This is a genomic window from Saccharicrinis sp. GN24d3, from assembly GCF_052400645.1.
GTDB lineage: Bacteria > Bacteroidota > Bacteroidia > Bacteroidales > Marinilabiliaceae > Saccharicrinis.
Genome location: NZ_JBQTGI010000028.1, coordinates 19,561 through 42,862, shown reverse-complemented (window position 1 = coordinate 42,862; position 23,302 = coordinate 19,561). Strand labels below are relative to the sequence as shown.

At 40.2% G+C, this 23,302-nt stretch carries 16 protein-coding genes; 6 read left to right on the top strand and 10 right to left on the bottom strand.

Annotated features, from left to right (window positions below; genetic code table 11):
* Positions 1-4: 4 nt before the first annotated feature.
* From porK to topA, 4 genes are all read right to left on the bottom strand, one after another.
* Positions 5-1,333, bottom strand: coding sequence for a type IX secretion system lipoprotein PorK/GldK (gene porK / locus ACT29I_RS22505; RefSeq protein WP_430934906.1), 1,329 nt, complete (start codon positions 1,331-1,333; stop codon positions 5-7).
* Positions 1,334-1,374: 41 nt separating this feature from the next.
* Positions 1,375-2,322 carry a PorP/SprF family type IX secretion system membrane protein gene (locus tag ACT29I_RS22500; protein WP_444794478.1) on the bottom strand — a complete coding sequence of 316 codons (948 nt, stop codon included), beginning with the start codon at positions 2,320-2,322 and terminating at the stop codon, positions 1,375-1,377.
* A gap of 192 nt (positions 2,323-2,514) precedes the next feature.
* The gene (locus ACT29I_RS22495) at positions 2,515-3,672 is read right to left on the bottom strand and encodes an arginase family protein (protein WP_444794477.1); all 1,158 of its coding nucleotides are present in this window, start codon (positions 3,670-3,672) and stop codon (positions 2,515-2,517) included.
* A gap of 18 nt (positions 3,673-3,690) precedes the next feature.
* Positions 3,691-6,126, bottom strand: a complete 2,436-nt coding sequence (gene topA, locus ACT29I_RS22490; protein WP_430934909.1) for a type I DNA topoisomerase — start codon at positions 6,124-6,126, stop codon at positions 3,691-3,693.
* A 320-nt stretch (positions 6,127-6,446) separates the two neighbouring features.
* Between topA and ACT29I_RS22485 the strand changes: the two genes are divergently transcribed.
* The gene (locus tag ACT29I_RS22485; protein ID WP_444794476.1) at positions 6,447-8,807 is read left to right on the top strand and encodes a transglycosylase domain-containing protein; all 2,361 of its coding nucleotides are present in this window, start codon (positions 6,447-6,449) and stop codon (positions 8,805-8,807) included.
* A gap of 293 nt (positions 8,808-9,100) precedes the next feature.
* On the opposite strand, the gene radA is transcribed toward ACT29I_RS22485, so the two are convergent.
* From radA to panC, 4 genes are all read right to left on the bottom strand, one after another.
* Positions 9,101-10,468, bottom strand: a complete 1,368-nt coding sequence (radA, locus tag ACT29I_RS22480) for a DNA repair protein RadA (RefSeq protein ID WP_444794475.1) — start codon at positions 10,466-10,468, stop codon at positions 9,101-9,103.
* Positions 10,469-10,676: 208 nt separating this feature from the next.
* Positions 10,677-11,177: a D-glycero-beta-D-manno-heptose 1-phosphate adenylyltransferase gene (rfaE2, locus tag ACT29I_RS22475; protein ID WP_444794474.1), complete on the bottom strand. Its 501-nt coding sequence runs from the start codon at positions 11,175-11,177 to the stop codon at positions 10,677-10,679.
* Between the two features lie 254 nt (positions 11,178-11,431).
* Positions 11,432-11,782, bottom strand: coding sequence for an aspartate 1-decarboxylase (gene panD / locus ACT29I_RS22470; RefSeq protein ID WP_430934913.1), 351 nt, complete (start codon positions 11,780-11,782; stop codon positions 11,432-11,434).
* Entirely contained in the window at positions 11,772-12,632 is an 861-nt protein-coding gene (gene panC / locus ACT29I_RS22465) for a pantoate--beta-alanine ligase (protein WP_430934914.1), read from the bottom strand. Before panC ends, panD begins: the two co-directional genes overlap by 11 nt.
* 254 nt (positions 12,633-12,886) lie before the next feature.
* Between panC and ACT29I_RS22460 the strand changes: the two genes are divergently transcribed.
* The 4 genes from ACT29I_RS22460 (at position 12,887) to glmS (ending at position 19,787) form a co-directional block, all read left to right on the top strand.
* Positions 12,887-13,696, top strand: coding sequence for a glycogen/starch synthase (locus ACT29I_RS22460; protein ID WP_430934915.1), 810 nt, complete (start codon positions 12,887-12,889; stop codon positions 13,694-13,696).
* 214 nt (positions 13,697-13,910) lie between these two features.
* Positions 13,911-15,443, top strand: a complete 1,533-nt coding sequence (locus ACT29I_RS22455; RefSeq protein WP_430934916.1) for a DUF4270 family protein — start codon at positions 13,911-13,913, stop codon at positions 15,441-15,443.
* 484 nt (positions 15,444-15,927) lie between these two features.
* Positions 15,928-17,889 (top strand): DUF4954 family protein, encoded by a 1,962-nt coding sequence (locus tag ACT29I_RS22450; protein ID WP_444794473.1) that lies wholly within the window; start codon positions 15,928-15,930, stop codon positions 17,887-17,889.
* Positions 17,890-17,951: 62 nt separating this feature from the next.
* Positions 17,952-19,787, top strand: a complete 1,836-nt coding sequence (gene glmS, locus ACT29I_RS22445) for a glutamine--fructose-6-phosphate transaminase (isomerizing) (protein ID WP_430934918.1) — start codon at positions 17,952-17,954, stop codon at positions 19,785-19,787.
* A gap of 64 nt (positions 19,788-19,851) precedes the next feature.
* Here glmS and rfbB read toward each other — a convergent pair whose 3' ends face one another.
* Both rfbB and galE read right to left on the bottom strand, forming a co-directional pair.
* Positions 19,852-20,904 carry a dTDP-glucose 4,6-dehydratase gene (rfbB, locus tag ACT29I_RS22440; protein ID WP_444794472.1) on the bottom strand — a complete coding sequence of 351 codons (1,053 nt, stop codon included), beginning with the start codon at positions 20,902-20,904 and terminating at the stop codon, positions 19,852-19,854.
* A 159-nt stretch (positions 20,905-21,063) separates the two neighbouring features.
* A complete protein-coding gene (gene galE / locus ACT29I_RS22435) occupies positions 21,064-22,092 on the bottom strand; it encodes a UDP-glucose 4-epimerase GalE (protein WP_444794471.1) in 1,029 nt (342 codons plus the stop codon).
* Positions 22,093-22,314: 222 nt separating this feature from the next.
* Between galE and ACT29I_RS22430 the strand changes: the two genes are divergently transcribed.
* Entirely contained in the window at positions 22,315-23,262 is a 948-nt protein-coding gene (locus tag ACT29I_RS22430; RefSeq protein WP_444794470.1) for an HU domain-containing protein, read from the top strand.
* The last annotated feature ends 40 nt before the right edge of the window (positions 23,263-23,302 follow it).

The window sequence follows — 23,302 nt, the reverse complement described above, 5'->3', positions numbered from 1 at the left end:
ATACTTAGTCCCCAATATAATCTCTAACGCAACGGAACCCGATAAACGATTTTGCCGAATCCTGGTATTCGTACGTCCTGGTACCGCACTGTAGGAAATAACCTACATCCTTCCATGATCCACCACGAATCACTTTTCTTTTCATTACGTGCGGATCGTCCGGTAAGGCGTTGTACTTGTAAGTTGGGTTAAAATCGTGAGTGAAACTATAAGCTGACTCATCAAAAGCGCTTGAGGTCCACTCTGCCACATTACCTGACATGTCGTATAAACCAAAATCGTTTGGCGCATACGAAGCAACCGCCATAGCTGTGTTACCACCATCATCGGCATAACGACCTCTTAAAGGTTTAAAGTTAGCCAGAAAACATCCTTTATCGTTACGCGTATACATTCCACCCCAAGGATACATTTGATTTTCCAATCCACCTCTTGAAGCGTATTCCCACTCCGTTTCTGTTGGAAGTCTGTATTCCATTACTTCCGGTTCTCCCTTACTCACAAGATAATTGTTCATAAAACGAGATCTCCAAATAGTAAATGCTGTAGCTTGTTGGTGCGTTATACCTACAACTGGATATTCAAAGAAACCAACGTGCCAGAAATACTTCTCGGTCCAGGGTTCGTTGAATGAATAGGTAAAGTCGGCTATCCAACATAATGTATCCGGATAAACATTCACATTATCTTTCATTATAAACGCAGAACGGTCCCTAATATTTTCCTCTTCGCCAAGCTGATTATAAACCGAGCCTTCATATTGCTTTGTTTCAAAGTTATAACGGTTGGTTTTTTTTGCGGCCTGTTGCATATCCACCCACTCGTACTCGTAGATTAATTTTCTTGAATCGATTTCCTTTCTACGGAAGAATCTTTCGTTTTCAGGCAAGAACATCTCGTCAAGAATCTCGGCATACTCTTCGTTATCCCACTCAATAGGTTCGTCCCAGTTTAAGAAAGGCGGGTCTATTTCGTTTCCGTACTCATCCTCCGCAATCACAAACTCATCGAACTGATCCCCCAAAAGCATTCTTGCTATCGAATCCCTGACCCAATTGATATACTGACGGTATTCGGTATTGGTAATTTCAGTTTCGTCCATCCAGAAAGAACGGATAGACACGGTTTTTGACTGCGCTGTTAACGACCAGGCAGCATCCTGATCGTTCGGGCCCATGTTAAAACTTCCCTGCGGAATAAATAACATTCCATACGGGTCCGGTTCATAAAAGGTACCCTTTTGAGCTACTCCGGTAAGTTCGCCTCCTCCGGAGTTACTGCATCCGCTTAAGATAGCGACTATAACGACACTAAGAGCTAGTACTTTCTTCATAATATTTAAGACTATCGGTATTTTAAATTTTTATTTGCCTACTATAAATATCTAACGCTTTTATAGCGTTTTGTTCGTTTGTCAAAATCAATATCCAAATTATATCCCACCATCAGCTCATGCGTTCCTCCGTAGCCCGTTGAAGCCATGGCCGATGTAGTTATGTCATAACTGTAACCAAACCTTACTCCGTTTTTCATTTCAATCCCCGCTAACAATACAATTGCATCTTGAAAACGATAGGTGATTCCTCCCCAATATCTTCTTTTATATCTCACCAATGTGTTTACATCTACCTGAAAACTTTTGCCATCCGTTTTGTAAAAAAGTGAAGGCAGCAATTCATACGATGTATCCTCAATTTTATGGTTATACCCTCCTAAGAGGTAAAATGTTCCAGTTGTTTTAAAATTAAATTCTTCCTTAAAGTTGGCTTCCGGGCTATTAAGGTGTGATAATGAGGCTCCCAGATAATATTTATTTTCTTTATAATATACGCCAATTCCCATATCAAAAGCCGAACCGCTAACATCTGCGGCCGGAACATTAGGATCACTCGGGTTATAGTAGTCACCTTCAATAGCATCCAGTGTCCACAACGCTTTTAGACTTTGATTTAACAAACCAAAATTTAAGCCGACCGATAATGTTCCTTTATCCAATTCAAACTTTAAGGCATAATTCAAATTCATGGTAAGGTTGGTGAAATTTCCGATTTCATCGTTGATGAAATTTAAACCTATCCCGGAATTTAAATTAAAAAACTTGACCGGCATGTCACCGCTAAAAACCGTTGTTTTTATGGCTAGGTTTCCGGTCCACTGATTCCTGTTTAATGCTATCAGATTCATACTTTCGCTAGTTCCTGCAAATCCCGGGTTAACGGCCAGTTTATTAAACATATTCTGGCTAAACTGCGGATCATATTGCGCATGAACATTTTTTGCAATTGCACAAAATATAACAAAAATCAGAATTCTCCTAAACATTTATTCCAGTTATAAAAAACTCAAAGAACTCCTGTTTTCACCGCCTCCTATATCTTACTATAAAACTGAAGTTTACCTTTTAAACCCCATGCATTTTGCGATTAAAAACCGAGTTCGTATACTTTATTTCAATTATAAAGGTTTCGTTTTTATGCGTTAATCATGTTATTTTTTTGTATAGCCAACTTATTGCTAAATATCATTTTGAAAGAATCTCCACCATTTATCGGGCAATTCTCCATTCTTAGCCAAAAGGTATTCTTTTTCATCGCAAGCCAACATTTTAACCCCGTTCTTCCATGGCACTTCAATCCACCATCGGTTATTAACTCTGTTTGAATAGAAACGTATGTCTATGTCAAAATCTTGTAAATGAACCACAGAAATTTTACACCCGCCTACTCCTTCCATAGTCAAACCGCTCATATTCTGCGATATACCGTCTAATAAATGCCAAATTATTTCTGCACAAAGCATGGCTCCTTTGCCCGATTTGTCCAATTTTGGGTTATATTCCTGAAGGCAAAACACCTTTAAGCTGTCTCCAACACCAGCATACCATGCCAATCGACAAGCATCATACCCCGTAAGGCCGTTGACGTTTATATTTGAAAAGTACGGCATATATTCTTTTTGTATAGCCCCAACATCAAAGCTAACCAAATCAGCATCCCTCAATAATGGCTCCGCCGCAGCCATATTTTCATTCCTGATATCCCTAAGGCGTGTACATTCCCAATGTAGATCTGCTAGCTTCGCGTCCTGACTTTCACCTATCAAATATTTTTGTCCGCCAATCAGGTTTAACTCGTAAATATTTTCATTATAGTCTTTGGCCAGTTTTGTCAGAAAAGTTTGGCCGCTAAAGTCGGAACCTGTTATATTAAAATCTAACCTGGCATCAATAATAGAAATGGCCAGCTCCTTTTGATGCGCAACTATACCTTTCACCAAAGGCAAAACATAATCCTGACCTCCTCCTACAATCACCACTACAATGCCTAACGAAGAAAGTATTTCAAGCACTTCGCAAATGGCAAAGTACCGGTCGTTTATCGTTTTTCCTTTTATATTGCCCAGATCAATTATCCGCAACGATTTTGGAATACTCCTTAATCCCACCAGATTACCCCGAATTACGCTGCCGGCATCTTCACCTCCCTTGTTCCCGGAAGGCCTTTTCCCGTCTTGAATCCCTATTATGGCAACTTCGAAATTTAAAAGCACTTCCTCGCAATAATCCCCGACAACACCATATTTAATTTGATGTTTCAGACTATCTTCTTCGGGCATATATATATTATGTGCCTGTGGTTCAGGAATTGGGTCAAAAAAATCGCTCAGCTGCACTTCTATGTTTTTTCCGAATTATTTTTTAGTTGTTTTTTTGGTCGTAGTCTTTTTAGCAGCTGTCTTTTTTGCAGCTGTTTTTGTTGTTGTCTTCTTGGCCGCAGCTTTTTTGGCAGGTTTCTTACCGCCATCTTTTATCAGCTTTTGGCAATCGTCAAACGTTAGTTTTTGAGGATCGGTGTTCTTTGGAATTTTATAGTTCTTTTTTTGGTAAGATATGTATGGTCCCCATCGGCCGTTCAATATCTGTATTTCCGGATCTTCGTCGAAACTCTTGATAAACTTCTCTCTATCTGCTTTTCTTTTTTCCTCAATAAGAGTAATGGCTCGATCCAATTCTATTTCCAAAGGATCGTCTATCCCCTTTTTAAGGGAAACAAATTTGCCGTCGTGACGTACATACGGACCAAACCGACCAATTCCGACCACCACTTTTTTATCCTCGTAAAGTCCTAAATCGCGCGGGAGATCAAATAGTTTAAGCGCCTCTTCCAAGGTTATCGTTTCCAAATGCTGCCCTCTTTGCAAAGATGCAAACTTTGGCTTTTCCACATCTTCGTCTTCACTGCTCTCGCCCAATTGCGCCATTGGACCATATCGCCCAATTTTCACGATGACCGGTTTACCCGTTTTAGGATCTTCACCCAGCTGGCGTTCCCCTGTATTTCGTTCAGATGTTTCCAAGGTTTCTTCAACCTGCCGATGGAAACTTTTGTAGAATTCGTCGATAGATTCGTTCCACACTATTTTACCCAGGGAAATCTCGTCGAATTCCATCTCCACCTTTGCCGTAAAGTCGTAGCTTACGATATTCGGGAAATACTTCATCAAGAAATCGTTCACCACCATTCCCACATCCGTAGGAAACAATTTATTTCTTTCGGCACCCGTAATTTCTGTCTTTTGCTCGGAAACCACCTCGTTATTTTTTAAAGCCAGGTATTGGTAAGGCCGTTCTTTACCCTCTCGCTCCTCTTTAACAACGTATCCCCTATTTTGTACCGTAGAAATAGTTGGCGCATAAGTGGAAGGACGACCGATGCCGAGATCTTCCAGTTTTTTCACCAAGGAAGCTTCCGAGTAGCGAGCCGGCTTCTGGCTCCACCTTTCCCGGGCCTCAATGACCTCATAAGCCAACGCATCACCTACTTTCATTGGCGGCAACAGGCCCGAATCTTCATCTCCTTCATTTTCCCCCTCATTTTCCGTTGACTGCATGTACACCTTTAAGAAACCATCGAATTTGATGACCTCCCCGGTAGCCACAAAATGTTCAGCTACACCATCCGCCTTAATTTGAACCGTTGTTTTCTCCAACTGGGCATCACTCATCTGCGAAGCAATGGTGCGTTTCCAAATAAGCTCATACAACTTTTGCTCTTGTTGAGAACCCGAAACCGTTGGCTTGTCCAGGTAAGTAGGACGGATAGCTTCGTGAGCCTCTTGCGCCCCCTTACTCTTGGTTTGATATTTTCTGATTTTTAGGTACTCCTCACCCATTACCCCTGTAATTTGGTCACTCGCCATTTTAAGTGCTGTATCAGCCAAATTCACGGAGTCGGTACGCATGTAGGTTATCTTCCCCGCTTCGTACAACTTTTGAGCCACCGACATGGTATGCCCTACCGAGAATCCAAGTTTCCTGCTCGCTTCCTGTTGTAATGTTGATGTAGTAAACGGAGCAGCCGGCGTTTTCTTTAGCGGCTTTTTGGTAATATCGGACACTTTAAAGTGAGCCTTGTTACATTTATTGAGGAATGCCTCAGTTTCTTCAAACGTGGCAAAACGCTTCGACAGGTCTGCTTTCATCTCCGAAACTTTTCCGTCAGCGTCGGTTACGATAAACACGGCTGTAACGCGATATGACGATTCCGGCTTAAAGGCAAATATTTCCCTTTCGCGCTCAACAATCAATCGCACCGTTACGGATTGCACGCGACCAGCAGACAAGGAAGGCTTTACTTTTTTCCAAAGAACCGGAGAAAGTTCAAACCCCACTAACCTGTCCAACACCCTTCGTGCTTGCTGGGCATTTACCAGGTTAATATTTATGTCTCTGGGATTTTCAACTGCATTTAAAATGGCAGATTTTGTTATCTCATGAAAAACAATTCTTTTAGTATTTTCAGGTGTTAAGCCCAATTCATCATACAGATGCCATGCAATAGCTTCCCCTTCTCGGTCCTCATCCGAGGCGAGCCAAACTGTTTTAACATCCTTCGCCAACTTCTTCAACTCTTTGACCACCTCTTTTTTATCATCCGAAACTACATAGGTGGGTAAGTAGTTATTGGCTATATCGATACCGAAATCCTTTTTAGCCAAGTCGCGAATATGCCCGTAGCTTGACTTCACAAGGAAATTCTTGCCCAAAAATTTTTCAATGGTTTTTGCTTTGGCAGGAGACTCGACAATCACCAAGTTCTCTTCACTAATACTACTTTTTTTTGCCATCTACTATAATATATTAACGCTCAATTATATCTACACATCACTCTAAACAAGGCAATTAGCAATAACACATTAAAGCATGGGATTTAATCCATGCCCGCCATACCGTTGTTAAAGGCGTCAAATTTAAAAAATTATCCTTACAATACTAAAATAGGTTCCCTTTATAAAGTAATATTAATGTTTAACATAGAAACAAGAAATCTACTCTTGATCATAACTTTCGACAACTATTCTGCGTTTATGAATATTAAAATGGCATTAAAAATGCAGGTATTACTAAAATTGCTAATTTTACCGCAAATTTTCAACAAACAACAATTATGCGCACTAACAACAAAGGAATCAAAAGACTGCTTAAATGGTTTTGGGGAAGCATATTGGCAGGCTTACTTTTAATATTTCTTTTATTTTTTTTAATAGCTCTGGGCTATTTAGGCGTAATGCCTTCGTTTGAAGAATTGGAGAATCCCAAAAACAGTCTGGCCACCGAAATCATTTCGGAGGACCATAAAGTATTGGGTAACTTTGCCATAGAAAACAGGACCTTTGTCGATTTCGAAGAACTTTCGCCATATATTGTCAACGCTCTTATTGCCACCGAGGATTTACGTTTTTACGATCACTCCGGGGTTGACCCGAGAGGGTTGGCAAGGGTTGCTGTTAGAACCGTTATTATGGGCGACAAAGGATCAGGTGGTGGCAGTACTATCACGCAACAGTTGGCGAAACTTCTGTTTCATGAACCCGCAAAAAATATTTGGGAACGAGGATTACAAAAACTAAACGAATGGGTTATTGCGGTAAAACTGGAACGCAGTTACACCAAGAACGAGATATTAACCATGTACCTCAACAAGGTAGGTTACATATATGATGCCTATGGAATTCAGTCGGCTGCCCAAACTTTTTTCGGTGCCACAACGGATTCCATTAAAATTGAAGAGGCCGCAGTACTGGTCGGAATGCTTAAAAACCCTGCCCTTTTCAACCCCATCAGAAGAAAAGATACCACAGAATTTAGACGCAATGTGGTTTTAGATCAGATGCGCAAGGCGCAGTTTATCAGCGAAGTGGAATACGATTCACTGAGGAACATTCCGCTAACCTTAAAATTCAGAAGACGAGACCATAAGGAGGGTGTCGCCCCGTATTTTCGCGAATACATCCGTTTAACCTTAAACGCCCACAAACCGGAAAGGGCAAATTATCCATCGTATTTAAACAATAAATTTATTGCCGATAGTATTGAGTGGGAAAACAATCCGATGTACGGCTTTACCAACAAGAACTTAAAACCCGACGGAACCAAATATAATATTTACAGAGATGGTTTAAAAATTTACACTACCGTAAATTATAAAATGCAAACCTATGCCGAGAATGCTTTAAAAGACCATCTGGCCAACAATCTGCAAAAAGCTTTCTTCCAGGAAAAGAAAGGAAGGTCCAGGGCTCCCTTTACCCATGAAATTACTGATGAGCAATACGAAAGCATCATCAACAAGGCTATCCGAAATTCGGAAAGGTACCGGATTATGAGAAAAGCAGGCATTAAAAGAGATTCGATTATGAAAGCTTTTAAAACACCTGTTGACATGCAGATATTCACCTGGGAAGGCGAAAAAGATACGGTATTGACCCCACTGGATTCAATAATACATATCAAACACTATTTGCGTGCCAGCCTTTTCTCCATCGATCCGCGTAACGGTCATGTGAAAGCTTATGTTGGCGGCCCCAACTTTAAATATTTCATGTACGACATGGCCACCAAAGGTAAACGCCAGGTGGGTTCAACCATTAAACCTCTTGTGTATACCCTGGCCATGCAGGAAGGGCACACCCCCTGCGACCTGGTACCGAATATACCTCAAACCTTTGTTTTACCTGATGGAAAAACCTGGACTCCCCGCGATGGAGGTAAGCGTCGAAAAGGAGAGATGGTTACCTTAAAATGGGGCTTGGCCAATTCAAACAACAATATATCGGCCTGGGTAATGAAGCAATACAATCCGGAGGCGGTTAGGGACATGATTCATGAATTGGGAATACTAAGCCCTATGGACGCAGTACCTTCGCTCTGCCTGGGAATTCCAGACTTCTCGTTAAACGAGATGGTGAGTGCCTACAGCACGTTTGCCAACAAAGGTGTACGCATTGAACCGATGATGATTTCGAGAATCGTAGATCGATACGGCAACGTCATTGGGCAATTTACACCTAAAAAGAAAGAAGTAATCAGCGAGCATACGGCATTTTTGATGCTTAACCTGTTACAGGGAGTTGTCAACGGTGGTACCGGCACAAGACTGCGTTACACCTACGAGTTTACGGGACAAATTGCCGGAAAAACAGGTACCACACAAAACCATTCCGACGGTTGGTTTATCGGAGTTACCCCAAATCTTGCCACCGGAATTTGGGTGGGTGGCGAAGACAGGGATATTCACTTTGACGGTATCAGACTGGGACAGGGAGCCAACATGGCTCTGCCTATCTGGGCATTGTATATGAAACAGGTATACGCCGACGAATCATTGAACATAACCGAGGAAGATGTTTTTGAGGAGCCTATGAACTTTAACCTGGTATTGGATTGTGACGAAGACAATAAACCTTTGACGGAAGAAGAAGAGGAGGAAGAAACGTATACCAATGGCGACGAGTCGGAATTCTTTTAACCCGGATTATGGATTGGAGGTTCGTCATGAGCATTGCAAGTACCATAAAACAAGGCATTACTAAAACGAGGCATAACTTGTCCCGATTACTTTTGGGAGTATTGTTCTGGTGAGTTGAAGTGATGCAACGAAGTGTCTTGTTTTAAAGTATTTTCAATGTGTAATAGAATTTCTAATGTATATGGCGGGTTTAATGTTGGAGTGATAATGGATAATGAACCGTGCGACGTCGGCAGGGAAACATGATATATAGGATATAACCGAGGGTTTTGTTTTGAAAGAATGCCCTCGGGTTATGCAAACAACAACTTAAAAGCTTCTTCCAACTTGCTTACTTGCGTTACCTGAATATCGTATTTTTCAATATCCAATCCCTTGGTAAATTTCGGTATGATGATTTGTTCAAAACCAAGCTTGGAGGCCTCACCTATTCGTTGCTCTATTCGTGTTACGGGACGAATCTCACCGGAAAGGCCCACTTCGCCAGCCATGCAAATATTGGGAGAAACCGGAATATCAATATTGGACGAAAGTATGGCAGATACTACCGCCAAGTCGATGGATGGATCATTCACTTTTATTCCTCCGGCAATATTTAGGAAGACATCTTTTACAGCCAATTTAAAGCCCGCTCTTTTTTCCAAAACAGCCAATAACATATTTAATCTTCGCAAGTCGAAACCAGTAGCAGAACGTTGTGGCGTTCCGTAGGCTGCGGTGCTCACCAAGGCCTGTGTTTCAATTAAGAATGGCCGCATCCCTTCTATGGCGGCAGAAATAGCCACGCCACTCAGATTATCGTGATGATGAGACAATAACAATTCGGAAGGGTTGGTTACTTCACGAAGCCCATTCCCCAGCATTTCAAAAATTCCGATCTCAGCGGTTGAACCGAAGCGGTTTTTAATCGACCTTAAAATTCGGTACATATGGTTACGGTCACCTTCAAATTGAAGCACCACATCTACCATATGTTCCAATACTTTTGGCCCCGCCAGATTCCCTTCTTTGTTGATATGCCCTATTAAAACTACGGGCAAATTTGTTTCCTTGGCCACCCTCAATATGGATCCTGTACATTCCCGTATTTGAGAAACACTTCCCGGTAATGACTCCATACTCCCACTGCTTAGTGTTTGAATGGAATCCACAACCAATAAATCCGGGTCCACATTTTTAATATGACCGAGTATCTTTTCCATCGAAGTTTCGCTAACCACCAAACAGTTCTCACTTCCCTGATGGATTCTATCCGCCCTTAACTTAATTTGCTGCGGACTTTCCTCCCCGGAAACATAAAGCACCTTTTTAGAACCAATTCGCAATGCCATCTGCAAAACCAAGGTTGATTTTCCAATACCCGGTTCTCCTCCTACCAATATCAACGACCCCGGCACCATACCGCCACCAAGCACTCTATCCAACTCAATATTTGAAGTGTTTATCCTTGGCAAGTCCGAAATAGGAACGTCTTTTATTAGTTCTGGCTTAGTGGCAACGGTCTCAAAGAAATTTTGCGTTGAAGCTGTTTTGGCATTGGATTTAACCACAACCTCTTCCACATAGGTGTTCCATTGCCCACATGCGTTACACTTACCTACCCATTTAGGCGATTCCGTTCCACAGTTTTGGCAGACAAATACAGATTTAGTTTTGGCCATGTAAATCAAACTTTTAGATTATAAATAATAGATCAGAAGATATTCGGGAATCGGCATTCCAGAAAGCAATTGACACTGTGTACGTCCATAAGAAATGTTGACGTATTTTTTTCTTCGATCCCCATTCCTCCGCATACATCCGGTTTCTTCTTCTGTTCAGGCAAAAAGGGAAGAACCTGTGCTACTGCAAACTGATTCCGGCAACGGCTTACCGCTCCTTTTTTTCCTGGGCGATCTTGTCGATAATATCGGTAGTTGAGAACCCATCCACAAAGGTGATGGTTTCAACCGATCCTCCTCTGCCACTGACTATATCGTACCCCACAATATCTTCCACTTTGTAATCGGCTCCTTTCACCAACACATCGGGCTGAACTGTTTTTATTAATTCGTAAGGCGTGTCTTCATCAAAAAACACAATTAAATCAATAAACTCGAACGCCGCAAGTACTATGGCCCTACTTTCCTGATCAACAATAGGGCGCGCTGGACCTTTGATCCTGCTCACAGAGCTATCGGTATTCAAACCTAACAATAACCGGTTTCCCTTTTCTGCCGCTTTAGCCAAATATTCTACATGGCCGCGATGCACGATATCGAAACAACCATTCGTAAACACCACTTTTTCGCTGTCCAACTGCCATTGGCGAACTATTTCGGCAGCCTTACCTGCATCTACAATTTTTGACTTAAATGAAACTTCTGACATACTTTTGTGAATCAGGGGTTGAAAATATGATGATTTCTCTTTTGCCCACAGATCCTGACGTAACAATCAGAATATTACAGCAAAGATGTTAAAGGTTTTCTTCTGGAAACCAATATTCTGCGTTAATTTTTTTAATCTGTGCCAAACAAAGGGAGTAATTACATTGTATTAACTTTCTATGGTTAGGTGATATTTTAGGGACTTCCTATAAATAGCAAACCCCGGAAGCACCGGGGTTTATCTGAAACAATCTTTTACACCAGCATGTTTGTTTCTGTGTGCGGAAATACAAACTTAGGTTTAAATCCTTTGGCTTCGTCGAGCTCCATCATGGCATAGGTAATAATAATGATCACATCACCTACCGCCACTTTTCTGGCCGCGGCTCCGTTCAAGCAAATCACACCAGAACCTCTCTCTCCTTTAATAACATAGGTTTCCAAACGTTCACCATTGTTATTGTTTACTACCTGTACTTTTTCGTTTTCAATTATGTTGGCTTCGTCCATCAAATCTTCATCAATGGTAATACTTCCCACGTAATTAAGGTTAGCCTCAGTAACGGAAACATTATGTAGCTTAGACTTTACAACTTCAACGTACATCCTGAAAATTTTTGTAAATCAAATTATCAATCAATCTTACTTTATCTGCAAATACGGCAATACAACCTACAATATACTCACTTTCGTTCCAATCATCAACAGGTTGTAATGTATTTCCATCTACAATATTAAAATACTCCAATTTCAATATTGCAGAGTTGTTTATCTTATCGACCACAAAATTAATAACTTCTTTTATATTTTTTGTGCTCATTTGTTCTTTTGATTCAAATAATGTTTTGGAAATCAATACCGATTCCTTGCGCTGTTCAAGATTTAACCTCACATTACGGGAGCTCATCGCCAATCCATCCTTTTCACGAACTATTTTTCCAGGAATTATATCGACAGGGTAATTTAACATTTTGGTCATGGCTTTTATAACGGCCAACTGTTGAAAATCCTTCTGGCCAAAAAAAGCTTTGTGCGGCTGCACCAAATCAAAAAAGCGACTTACTACCTGTGCTACACCATTAAAGTGACCAGGGCGACACGCTCCCTCCATCACCTTATCCAACGTCCCAAAATCAAACACCCTGTTATCCTCTTCGGGATATACCTCCTCAACGGTAGGATGATAAAGAATATCGCAACCCGTACCACTTAATAACGCTATATCGTTGTCAATAGTTCTGGGATAATTCAATAAATCATCGGGATTGTTAAATTGGTTTGGATTCACAAAAACACTGACGACAACAACATCGGTACATTCCCCTGCCATTTTAACCAAACTTAAATGACCCTGATGCAAGGCGCCCATGGTAGGCACAAACCCAATCTTTTTCCCGGAAGATTTATGTTTCTCAATTAATCTTTTAAGTTCCTCAGACTTAGCAACAATATCCATATCAATTTTTCAAAAAACGCCGCAAAGTAAATAATAAATTCTTAACTATAAAAGCATAAAACCCACAACTTGATCTAACAACCAATTCCAGACACCATTCAATTAATAAATCTTCTTGTTTTCTGCTGACATACAGCACTTACAACATATGAATTGTTGACAATAAAATTCCATGTCTTTGTTTGAGAACTTTATTTTTGTTAATTTTGCAGCCTGTTACAATTTTCATAAAGCAATTATCACCAACAAATAAGATGGAAAAAACAAAGGTTTTATTTATTTCCCAAGAAATCACACCCTATCTTCCCGAATCAGAAATGTCCAAAATAGGCCGCTATTTACCGCAAGGCATACAGGAAAAAGGAAAAGAAATCAGAACATTTATGCCTCGTTTTGGCTGTATCAATGAGCGGAGGAACCAGCTACATGAGGTAATCCGTTTATCAGGGATGAATTTAATCATTGATGACACGGACCATCCTTTGATTATTAAGGTAGCTTCCATTCAAGCTGCACGCATGCAGGTATATTTTATTGATAACGAAGATTATTTCCACCGAAAGGCCACTTTGGTCAGCAAAGACGGCAAGGAGTTTGAGGATAACGATGAAAGGGCTATCTTTTTTGCCCGAGGTGTTTTAGAGACTACAAAAAAGTTGCGTTGGGCTCCGGATATTATTCATTGTCATGGTTGGTTTACCGGACTGGTTCCTCTATACATTAAAAAGGCCATGAATGAAGATCCGCACTTTGCCAACTCAAAATTGGTTTACAGCATCTATAACGACGGATTTACAAGCACTTTTCCTGACACATTCCCTGGAAAGTTTTTACTTGAAGGAATAGAAAATGATGATTTTTCAGGATTAACTCCATTTGATTTCGAAAACCTCAGTAAATTAGCCATCAATTTCAGCGACGGCATTATACAAGGTAACCCCGAAGCAAATCAGAATATCATAGACTATGCAAAGGCCTCTGGAAAACCGTTCCTTGAATTCCATAATGAGGAAACATATGTGGATGCCTATGACAAGTTTTATGATGATTTGATGGACAATTAACCTGGAAAATTCTTAGAATTTTTCACCTTTGGCTGACGTTTTATGAAATGTTGTTTTGTAAGCCAGCGTATACAAATCACGAGAGTTGTTTTTTAATCAAGGATATCCCTGATAAGGGTGAAATAATCTTATAAAAATCAGGGTTAACCCTGGCACAACCTCAGGTTGTTGTCATTCATTTGAACAAAACGGGTAATCCTTTAAAATTAAAGAAGTGCAGACACAAAATATTTTTCAATTGCGAGTGCTTCAGACACTCACATTTGCCGTTGCGGTTCTATTTTTGTCATCGTGTAACGATGACCCGGCAGAAATTGCGGCCAATCTCTTTGGGGACAACTTGATTGATACGGAATTTTCGGTATCTTCCGGCACCGAATTAACCGCTAGCAATTTTATCCTTAACGTTGAATCGCAGAACCCAGTCCAAAGCTTTATTATCGGGGAATACTCCGATTCCATATATGGACAAACCGCAGCAGGCTTTCTGGCGCAATTCGCTAATGTTACCTCCGGTTTTACCGAAGAGGCCTCTTACGATTCTACTCAGCTAAAAATTGCATATACCAGAAACAAATGGCTCGGAGATCCATATTCTAAAAATAAAATTACCATTTACGAACTCACCAGTAAGGTCCCTTCCCAAAACCTTGTGAGCACTCAATTTAACCCAAGCGGATTATTTGACGAAGCAAACCCAATAGGTGCGCTTGAGTTTATGTACGAATTAACAGATGCAGAGAGAGATAGCCTGCTGACAGAAGAAGAGAGGGAATCCACATTAGAAGATGACGAAAAGCTGGATCTGGCCTGGTCCAAAATAAATAATACACGTACCTTAACCATTGACATCGATGACGCAATTGGAGCAAAGATATTCAATGCCGGCGAAGATGTCATTACCGACGACGAAAGTCTGGAACAAGTTATTAAAGGCATATATGTTAGATCTGAATCTGTTGATGGTAACAGGGGAAACCTGGGTTTTGCAAACAGCACCTCATTATACGTTCATGGCTCTTATACCTATATTCCGGATAGTAACCAAATGGATGTAATAGACACTGCCATCGTTACTAAGTCTTTCGGTTTTGGTCAGGAGAACAAAAAAATACAATTTTACAACAATGACTACACGGAGTCGGTAATAGACTTTAACAGTGCAAACGTAGATAAAATGTACTTGCAAGGCTTAGGAGGCACTATGGCTAAGGTAAATATTAGTGATGAATTTATTGAAAAATGGCGCAGTATTCTTCCCGATCCCGACGAGGAGATAGATGAAAATGATCCCATAACCAGCCTTGCATCGGTAGAGCTCTCCTTTTACATTGACATAGATACAACCATTACAGACTATAACGACAACCTACCACAGACCATTTATTTATACATCAAAAATAGCGAAGGCGAGTTTGAAAGCCCGGTTTTTAATTTAAATGCAAGTATCGAATCGGCAGCATTCTCAAATGCCGTGTTTAGCGAAACAGAAGAAGGCGCTTATAAATATACATTTACTCTTGAAAGTGGATTTTTTGAGACCTTAATTGATGATACGCCCAAATACCCTATTAACGGAGAAAGAAATTACAAAGAACTATACCTAAGTGTTGCTGATGTTATTTCTGATAACGTACACTACACATTTGACAGGGTTGCCCTTCACGGCATGTCAATTACACCAAGTGAGCAAGATGTTACCATTCAACCATCAAACATTACAATAAAGTATGTTGAGATTGAATAATAAACCCAAAATCGTTATTACGCTTCATCTAAATGCCAATCCGATGATCCAAATCTAAGCAATCTAATATTTTCTATACCGATAGCATCGGTAAGGCTGAAGCCTTTTGATATAAAGGAATTTTTAAAATTCCTAATGATAGGACTCGGGTAAATATTTCTTAAAATAAACATTAGCTGCTATCCGAATTATTGGATGGCAGTTTTTTTTATGCGATTACCTAAAATTCGTAATGGATTCCCCGGAAAATTAAATGCATCGTTTGCAGATTCTACTAAGTGCATCATCTTCATTATTCAAATATCCCCCCAAATAGCGATAAAACCTTTACACCGGATAATACACCAAGTAAACTTTATATTGGCTGTGGATATATGGGTTTACCCGAACGGAGATGACAATTCCATGTTTTCACTTTTTCGGTGATACAATACGCCACTAATTTTCTTATTTTAGCCCCGTAACAACAACTGATACTAAAGCCATGTCGTACAGAAACCTAACAAAAGATGAAACCAAAGCACTTGAAAGCCAGAACTGCATAGCCATTGATGGCTGGGATAAGGTACAGGTAACAACGGACTTCGTTTGCACTAACATAAAAAATGTCACTTTCTCAGGCAAAAATTACCTGGGTGCGTTTTATGATAAAATTCCACTGCCATCCAAAACATATGACTTTAGCGGTATATACAACGCTCGTTTACACAATTGCACCATTAAAAACAGATGTTACATTAAAAATATTGGAACTGCCATTTCCAATTACATTATCCAGGAGGATTGTATCATCCAGCATGTAGGTACATTGATGGCTGAAGGAGAATCCTCTTTTGGAAATGGAACTGAAGTTAATCCGGTAAACGAAGCCGGGGGAAGAGAAGTTATCATTTATGATGAGCTTTCCGCTCACACAGCATACCTAATGGCATTTTATCGCCATAAACCAAAATTAATAGAAAACCTGGAAAAAACTATTTTAAGCAAGGTCCAAAGCATAACCTCAAAAACAGGATACATAGGCAAAAACACCGCTATACTAAATTGTGGGATGCTTAAAAACATTAAAACAGGATCCGATGCTATTCTGGAGGGTGTTCCATATTTAAGCAATGGCTCCATCAACAGCACATCCGATGCTCCAACTTATATTGGGACAGGAGTAAATGCTGCCGATTTTATTGTCTCATCGGGATCCACCGTTAGCGACAACGCATATCTAAGGCACTGTTTTGTTGGACAAGGCTGTGAGATTGCCAATTCGTATACTGCAGAAAATTCTTTGTTCTTTGCCAACAGCCAATGTTTGCAGGGTGAAGCCTGCAGCATATTTGCGGGGCCTTTCACGGTAACACACCATAAATCAACCCTGCTGATTGCCGGATACTATTCTTTTTTTAACGCCGGCAGCGGAACAAACCAGAGCAACCACATGTACAAATTGGGTCCGGTTCATCAAGGTATCATTGAAAGAGGCGGGAAAACAGGCAGTGACTCGTACGTTATGTGGCCAGCCCAAATCGGGGCCTTCACCATGATATTAGGACGCCATTACAGCAATCCTGACATTTCCTCCCTTCCCTTTTCTTATTTGATTGAAAATGACGGGAAGAGCATTCTAATGCCCGCCCAAAACATTTTTAACGTTGGGGTTACGCGCGACGCTCAAAAATGGCCCAAGAGGGATAAACGAAAAGGTAAAAACCCGCTGGATTATGTTATTAGCGAGGCCTTAAACCCACATACAATCAACAAGATATTAGATGGCATTGAGATACTCAAGCAACTTCAGCAAAAAGCATCGCCTCAGGGTAAAAACCTGATGTACAAAAACACACAGCTTTCTTTAATCTCTATAATTCGGGGAATTAAATTGTACGAGCAAGCGTTGGTCAAATATGTAGGAGATGAATTGATTTATGCCATAAAAAGAGCGAATTTTGATAGTATTAAAAAGTCATTTGTTTATCCCGAAAACAACCAATGGGTCGATTTGGCGGGGTTACTTTGTAAAACATCTATTCTTGATGTGTTTATAGAAGAAATGGAGACCAACAAACCAAACACCGGAGATTGGAATACGTTTTACAACAAACAATTCAATGCATACAACAAGCTTAAACAAGCACACGCATTCAACGTTTTAAAACAGTATTTCAATATCGATATAGTTTCTTGCACAAACGAAGAAATATCGAACTTTGTTAAAAACTGGATGGATAATAACACAAAGGTGAAGAACTCCATTCTAATGGATGCGAAAAAAGAGTTTAACACAAAAAGCAAGATAGGATTTGGAATTGATGGCGATATTGAATGCAGAGATATTGATTTCAGTCTGGTCAGGGGAAAGGTGGAAGACAATTCCTTTGTGAAGGGATTAGAATTAGAATACGACAATATAAACAAAGAAGCAGAGTTATTAATTAATCAACTCACTAAATAAGAGTACGTGTTAAAAGCCTTTGCTTTGTCACATTACATAACGAAACAAAACAACCAAATAATATGTGTGGAATAGTTGCCTACGTAGGTGATAAAGTAGCCTACCCAATTTTAATAAAAGGATTACAACGATTAGAATACAGAGGATATGATTCAGCAGGTGTAGCTTTGGTCAACGCAGGCACGCACACCTACAAATGCTTAGGGAAAGTAAAAGACCTTGAGAATCATGCTAAAGGAAAACACTTATCCGGAACTATTGGGATAGGACATACACGTTGGGCTACACACGGAGAACCCAATGATATAAACGCCCACCCGCATACTTCCATGAACGGAAAATTCACCTTGGTTCACAACGGGATTATTGAAAACTACGCTCACTTAAAAAAGGAATTGATTGCCAGGGGATATGAATTCCAGAGCGAGACGGACACCGAGGTATTGGTGAACCTGATAGAAAATATTTATCAGGAACAAAAGGTAAACGCAGAAATCGCAGTAAGATTAGCGCTTTCTAAGGTAATTGGAGCCTACGGACTGGTAATATCCTGTGAAGATGAAAAAGACCAATTAATTGCAGCTCGTAAAGGTAGCCCTTTGGTAATTGGCGTTGGCGATAAGGAATATTTCCTGGCATCAGATGCCTCCCCTATTGTTGAATATACCGATCAGGTTATTTACATGAATGATGAAGATGTTGCCATTATAACCAAAGACGATTTAGTATTAAAAAACATTCAGAACGATGCTCAAAAGCCTAAAATACAAAAAGTAGAGCTAACCATCGACGAAATCGACAAAGGTGATTACGAGCATTATATGCTGAAAGAAATTCATGAACAACCTTCATCCATCGGAGATACTTTCAGAGGTAGAATCTCCATTGATAAAACCAAAATATTCCTAGGTGGCATCATCGATGTAATGCCTAAACTTACACAGGCCAAAAGAATAATCATTGTAGCTTGCGGAACTTCCTGGCACGCAGCCATGGTTGGGGAGTACCTATTTGAAGAATACGCCCGCATTCCCGTCGAAGTGGAATATGCTTCGGAATTTAGATATAGAAATCCGGTGATTAATGCCGATGATGTTTTAATCGCTATTTCGCAAAGCGGTGAAACTGCTGATACACTGGCGGCAATTAAAATGGCCAAGGAACATGGCGCTACCATACTGGGCATATGCAATGTAGTGGGATCATCCATTCCTCGCGAGACGGATGCCGGAGTATATACGCACGCAGGACCTGAAATTGGGGTTGCTTCCACAAAGGCATTTACTTCACAAGTTACTGTTTTAACCATGATGGCCTTTATGTTAGGAAGAAAACGAGGTTCTCTTTACGATGAATTATACAAGCAGCTGATTCATGAATTAACACTCGTTCCTGAAAAAATAAAGATCATTTTAAAGTCGGAACAATATATCAAAAGCATTGCCGAATTATACAAAGACGCCACCAACTCGCTTTATTTAGGCAGAGGGTTTTTATTCCCTGTGGCTTTGGAAGGTGCACTTAAACTCAAGGAAATATCTTACATCCATGCAGAGGGATACCCTGCTGCCGAAATGAAACACGGTCCCATTGCACTCATCGACGAAAACATGCCGGTATTTGTGTTGGCCACCAAGGATAAATCGTACGAAAAAATTGTAAGCAACATCCAAGAGGTAAAAGCACGTAACGGTAAGGTGATAGCCATTGTAACCGAGGGGGATGAAACCATTAAAAAACTGGCAGACCACGTTATCGAGGTGCCTGATTCGCACGAGGCTGTTGCACCACTTTTAACCGTGGTTCCATTGCAAATAGTATCGTACCATATCGCGGTGATGAGAGGTTGTAACGTTGACCAACCCAGGAACCTGGCCAAGTCGGTAACCGTTGAATAGACTAACAATAAAAAATCCTGTGCTTTTGCACAGGATTCACAAGATAAAAATGGTTTAGCAGTTTTTATCTTTCTTCGTATTGTTTCTGATAATACTTTTCATAAGTGCCATCTGTAATATTTGTCATCCACTCTTCGTTGGCCAAATACCAGTCAATGGTTCTTTCTATTCCCTCTTCGAACTGAAGCGATGGTTCCCAACCCAATTCATTCATTAACTTGGACGAATCGATGGCGTAACGCATATCGTGACCTGCCCTATCCTTTACATAGGTTATTAAGCCAGCACACGTTCCTTCCGGTCGATCCAATTTACGATCCAGCACTTCACACATCTTTCGGATCAAATCTATATTGGTCCACTCATTGATACCCCCGATATTATACGTCTCCCCGTTTTTTCCTTTATGATAAATCATATCAATGGCACGAGCGTGATCAATCACAAAAAGCCAATCCCTGACATTTTCCCCTTTACCATAAATAGGAATCGGTCTCATGTTTTTTATATTGTTGATGGCCAGTGGAATTAATTTTTCGGGAAACTGATTCGGCCCATAATTATTTGAACAATTTGAAATCACAACCGGCATTCCATAGGTATGGTGATAAGCACGCACCAAATGGTCGCTGCTTGCCTTTGATGAAGAATAAGGGCTGCGGGGGTCGTAAGCTGTAGTTTCGGTAAACAGTCCGGTTTCTCCCAACGAACCATACACTTCATCAGTGGAAATATGATAAAACAGTTTTCCTTCGTAATTATCTTTCCAAATATTTTTAGCCGCATTTAGTAAGTTTACCGTACCTAAAATATTGGTCTTAATAAAAGAAAGTGGATCGGAAATCGAACGGTCTACATGGGACTCAGCCGCTAAATGTATAACACCATCAAAATGGTGCTCCGCAAACAGATTGTTCATTAATTCCTCCGACACGATGTCCCCTTTGACAAAAGTATAGTTCGGCTCGTTTTCAATATCTTTCAAGTTCTCCAGGTTACCCGCATAAGTTAAAGCATCCAAATTAAAAATATGGTACTGCGGATATTGCTGAACAAACAAACGTACCACATGCGAGCCAATAAATCCGGCCCCTCCGGTAATTAGAATTTTCTTCATAGAACAATGGTATCTTTAAAATTTATAGCGTCGAATTCATTTATTCTGCAATATATCACTTCGACGGATAAAAAAAAAGGTTGTTCCCAGCGAACAACCTTCCTATTTGACGAAAACTTTGTTAAGCTCGCCTAACAAGCTATATTTTATATCCTTCTCTTAATTAATGCCTCTCACATTTTTTTCCCATTTCCAAGCCGAAGCCAAGGTTTCCTCCAGGGTTTTTTCCGATTTCCAGCCCAGTTCGCTGTTACCGTAGGAAGTATCCGCCCAAATTTTTTCAATATCACCGGCTCTCCTGCCAACCACTTTATATTTTAAGTCAACGCCGTTTACTTTAATAAATGCTTTGACCAATTGCATGACAGAATATCCTTCGCCGGTTCCTACGTTGAAAAATTCGTAGTTGGCTTTCTTTTTACCTTCAATTAATCTGTTGATGGCTACAACATGTGCCTTCGACAAATCAACCACATTGATGTAATCCCTCACCGCAGTTCCATCAGGTGTATCATAATCATCTCCAAATACACTTAATTCCTCCCGAAGGCCTGCAGCTGTTTGTGTGATAAATGGTACCAAATTATTAGGAACACCCACCGGAAACTCTCCAATCAAACCTGATTCATGTGCACCTATCGGATTAAAATAACGTAAAGCAATGCAGTTGACATCCTCATTGACCTTACAGAAATCGCGCATTATATCCTCACAAATTGCCTTTGTGTTTCCGTATGGGGATTCTGCTTCTTTACGTGGTGTTGCTTCGGTAACAGGCAATACATCAGGCTGACCGTAAACGGTACAAGAAGAAGAAAACACCAAATGCGCAATGCCATATTTTTTCATCCCTGCCAACAAATTCATTAACGAATTTAGGTTGTTACGGTAATATTCCAAAGGTTTCTGAACCGATTCGCCCACTGCTTTAAAAGCGGCAAAATGAATAATCGCTTCAATATTACGGTACTTTTGAAAGAACTCATCTGTCAAAACACTATCCGACAAATCGAATTGCTCAAAAGCAGGTCGAACACCTGTAATTTTTTCGATGTTATCCAATACCTCAATCTGAGAATTAGACAAGTCATCAACGACAACTACCTCAAATCCAGAATTCTGTAATTCCACCACAGTGTGTGAACCAATATAACCGGTTCCGCCTGTAACCAATATTTGCTTACCCATATCCTTTATTAAATAATTATAACTTCTATCGTTTGAGTTCGTAAAAATAACAAATAAACCGTCAAATCAAACATTTATTTTTATCAAATTATTGTTAAAAGCCTGTACTTAAATTATTTAAACTAGTGGGTACTTGTCGGTTTTTTCTAATTCTCAATAAGTTATTAACAGATGTTCATAACAGGACTGTACATCCATGCTTTTTTTTATTATTTTTGCATTATGCTTCATCTAGAAAAACATATCAACGACTTACTTTATTTATACGATTGTGTAATAGTTCCTGGACTGGGTGGTTTTGTTGCAAACAAACAGAATGCAGTGCTAAATGAAAAAACCGGAGTGTTCAGTCCTCCTTGCCGAAAAATAGGTTTTAACAAAAGCCTGTCACATAACGACGGTTTATTAATAAAACACATTGCCAATGCCGAGGGAATCAGCTACGAAGAATGCTACAACAAATTGACTAAGCATATCAGCATTCTTAAATTTCAACTAGGAAAAGGTGAGAGCATTGAAATTGGTTCCGCAGGTGAACTTAAAAACGATGCTATGGGCAATACCCTATTTATTCCTTCACAGGAAGAATCGTTTTCGACAGATTCATTTGGTTTAACTACCTTCCATTTTAACACCTTAGCCCAACTCAAGGAGCAAAAAGAGCCAACACGAAGATTGGTTCGAAGGACACTCAATGCGAAAAGCACCCGTCAAATAGCGGCCAGTGCTGCATTAATAATAGGTTTTTTACTGGTTACGCCAGACTTTGGAAACCAAACGCAACAAAGTAACTTCACCGGTATGTTCCCCAAAATGGAACAAACAACCATTGTTGAAAATGTTGAAGTAGCAGAAAAACGGGAAGTTACCAATGAAGAAATCACTAATCCTATTGAAGCTGAACCTGTGACTATAGCAGAAACTGCACCAGTAACAGTAAAGAACCGATATTTTATTATTGCAGGCAGTTTTAAAGTTGAACAACCGGCCCGGGTATTCCTGGGTAAATTGAAACATAAGGGCATTCAAAATGCAGAGATCATATCTTCCAATGGTCGGTTTCGAGTTTCTTTGGAAGGATTCATGGATAAGCAAACCGCGATTGACGCTTTAAATAACTATCGGGAGACCAATGGGTATAGATCTGCCTGGCTCCTGTCGCAGAAGTAATTCTTTACAAAAAAAAGCTATCCAATAATTGGGCAGCTTT

Excerpts from the sequence above, each read along its gene's own strand:
- ACT29I_RS22460 (WP_430934915.1), top strand. The coding sequence starts at position 12,887 with ATGGAAAAAACAAAGGTTTTATTTATTTCCCAAGAAATCACACCCTAT.
- glmS (WP_430934918.1), top strand. The coding sequence starts at position 17,952 with ATGTGTGGAATAGTTGCCTACGTAGGTGATAAAGTAGCCTACCCAATT.
- panC (WP_430934914.1), bottom strand. The coding sequence starts at position 12,632 with ATGGATATTGTTGCTAAGTCTGAGGAACTTAAAAGATTAATTGAGAAA.
- rfbB (WP_444794472.1), bottom strand. The coding sequence starts at position 20,904 with ATGAAGAAAATTCTAATTACCGGAGGGGCCGGATTTATTGGCTCGCAT.
- ACT29I_RS22485 (WP_444794476.1), top strand. The coding sequence starts at position 6,447 with ATGCGCACTAACAACAAAGGAATCAAAAGACTGCTTAAATGGTTTTGG.
- ACT29I_RS22450 (WP_444794473.1), top strand. The coding sequence starts at position 15,928 with ATGTCGTACAGAAACCTAACAAAAGATGAAACCAAAGCACTTGAAAGC.
- ACT29I_RS22500 (WP_444794478.1), bottom strand. The coding sequence starts at position 2,322 with ATGTTTAGGAGAATTCTGATTTTTGTTATATTTTGTGCAATTGCAAAA.
- galE (WP_444794471.1), bottom strand. The coding sequence starts at position 22,092 with ATGGGTAAGCAAATATTGGTTACAGGCGGAACCGGTTATATTGGTTCA.
- topA (WP_430934909.1), bottom strand. The coding sequence starts at position 6,126 with ATGGCAAAAAAAAGTAGTATTAGTGAAGAGAACTTGGTGATTGTCGAG.
- ACT29I_RS22430 (WP_444794470.1), top strand. The coding sequence starts at position 22,315 with ATGCTTCATCTAGAAAAACATATCAACGACTTACTTTATTTATACGAT.
- porK (WP_430934906.1), bottom strand. The coding sequence starts at position 1,333 with ATGAAGAAAGTACTAGCTCTTAGTGTCGTTATAGTCGCTATCTTAAGC.
- rfaE2 (WP_444794474.1), bottom strand. The coding sequence starts at position 11,177 with ATGTCAGAAGTTTCATTTAAGTCAAAAATTGTAGATGCAGGTAAGGCT.
- radA (WP_444794475.1), bottom strand. The coding sequence starts at position 10,468 with ATGGCCAAAACTAAATCTGTATTTGTCTGCCAAAACTGTGGAACGGAA.
- panD (WP_430934913.1), bottom strand. The coding sequence starts at position 11,782 with ATGTACGTTGAAGTTGTAAAGTCTAAGCTACATAATGTTTCCGTTACT.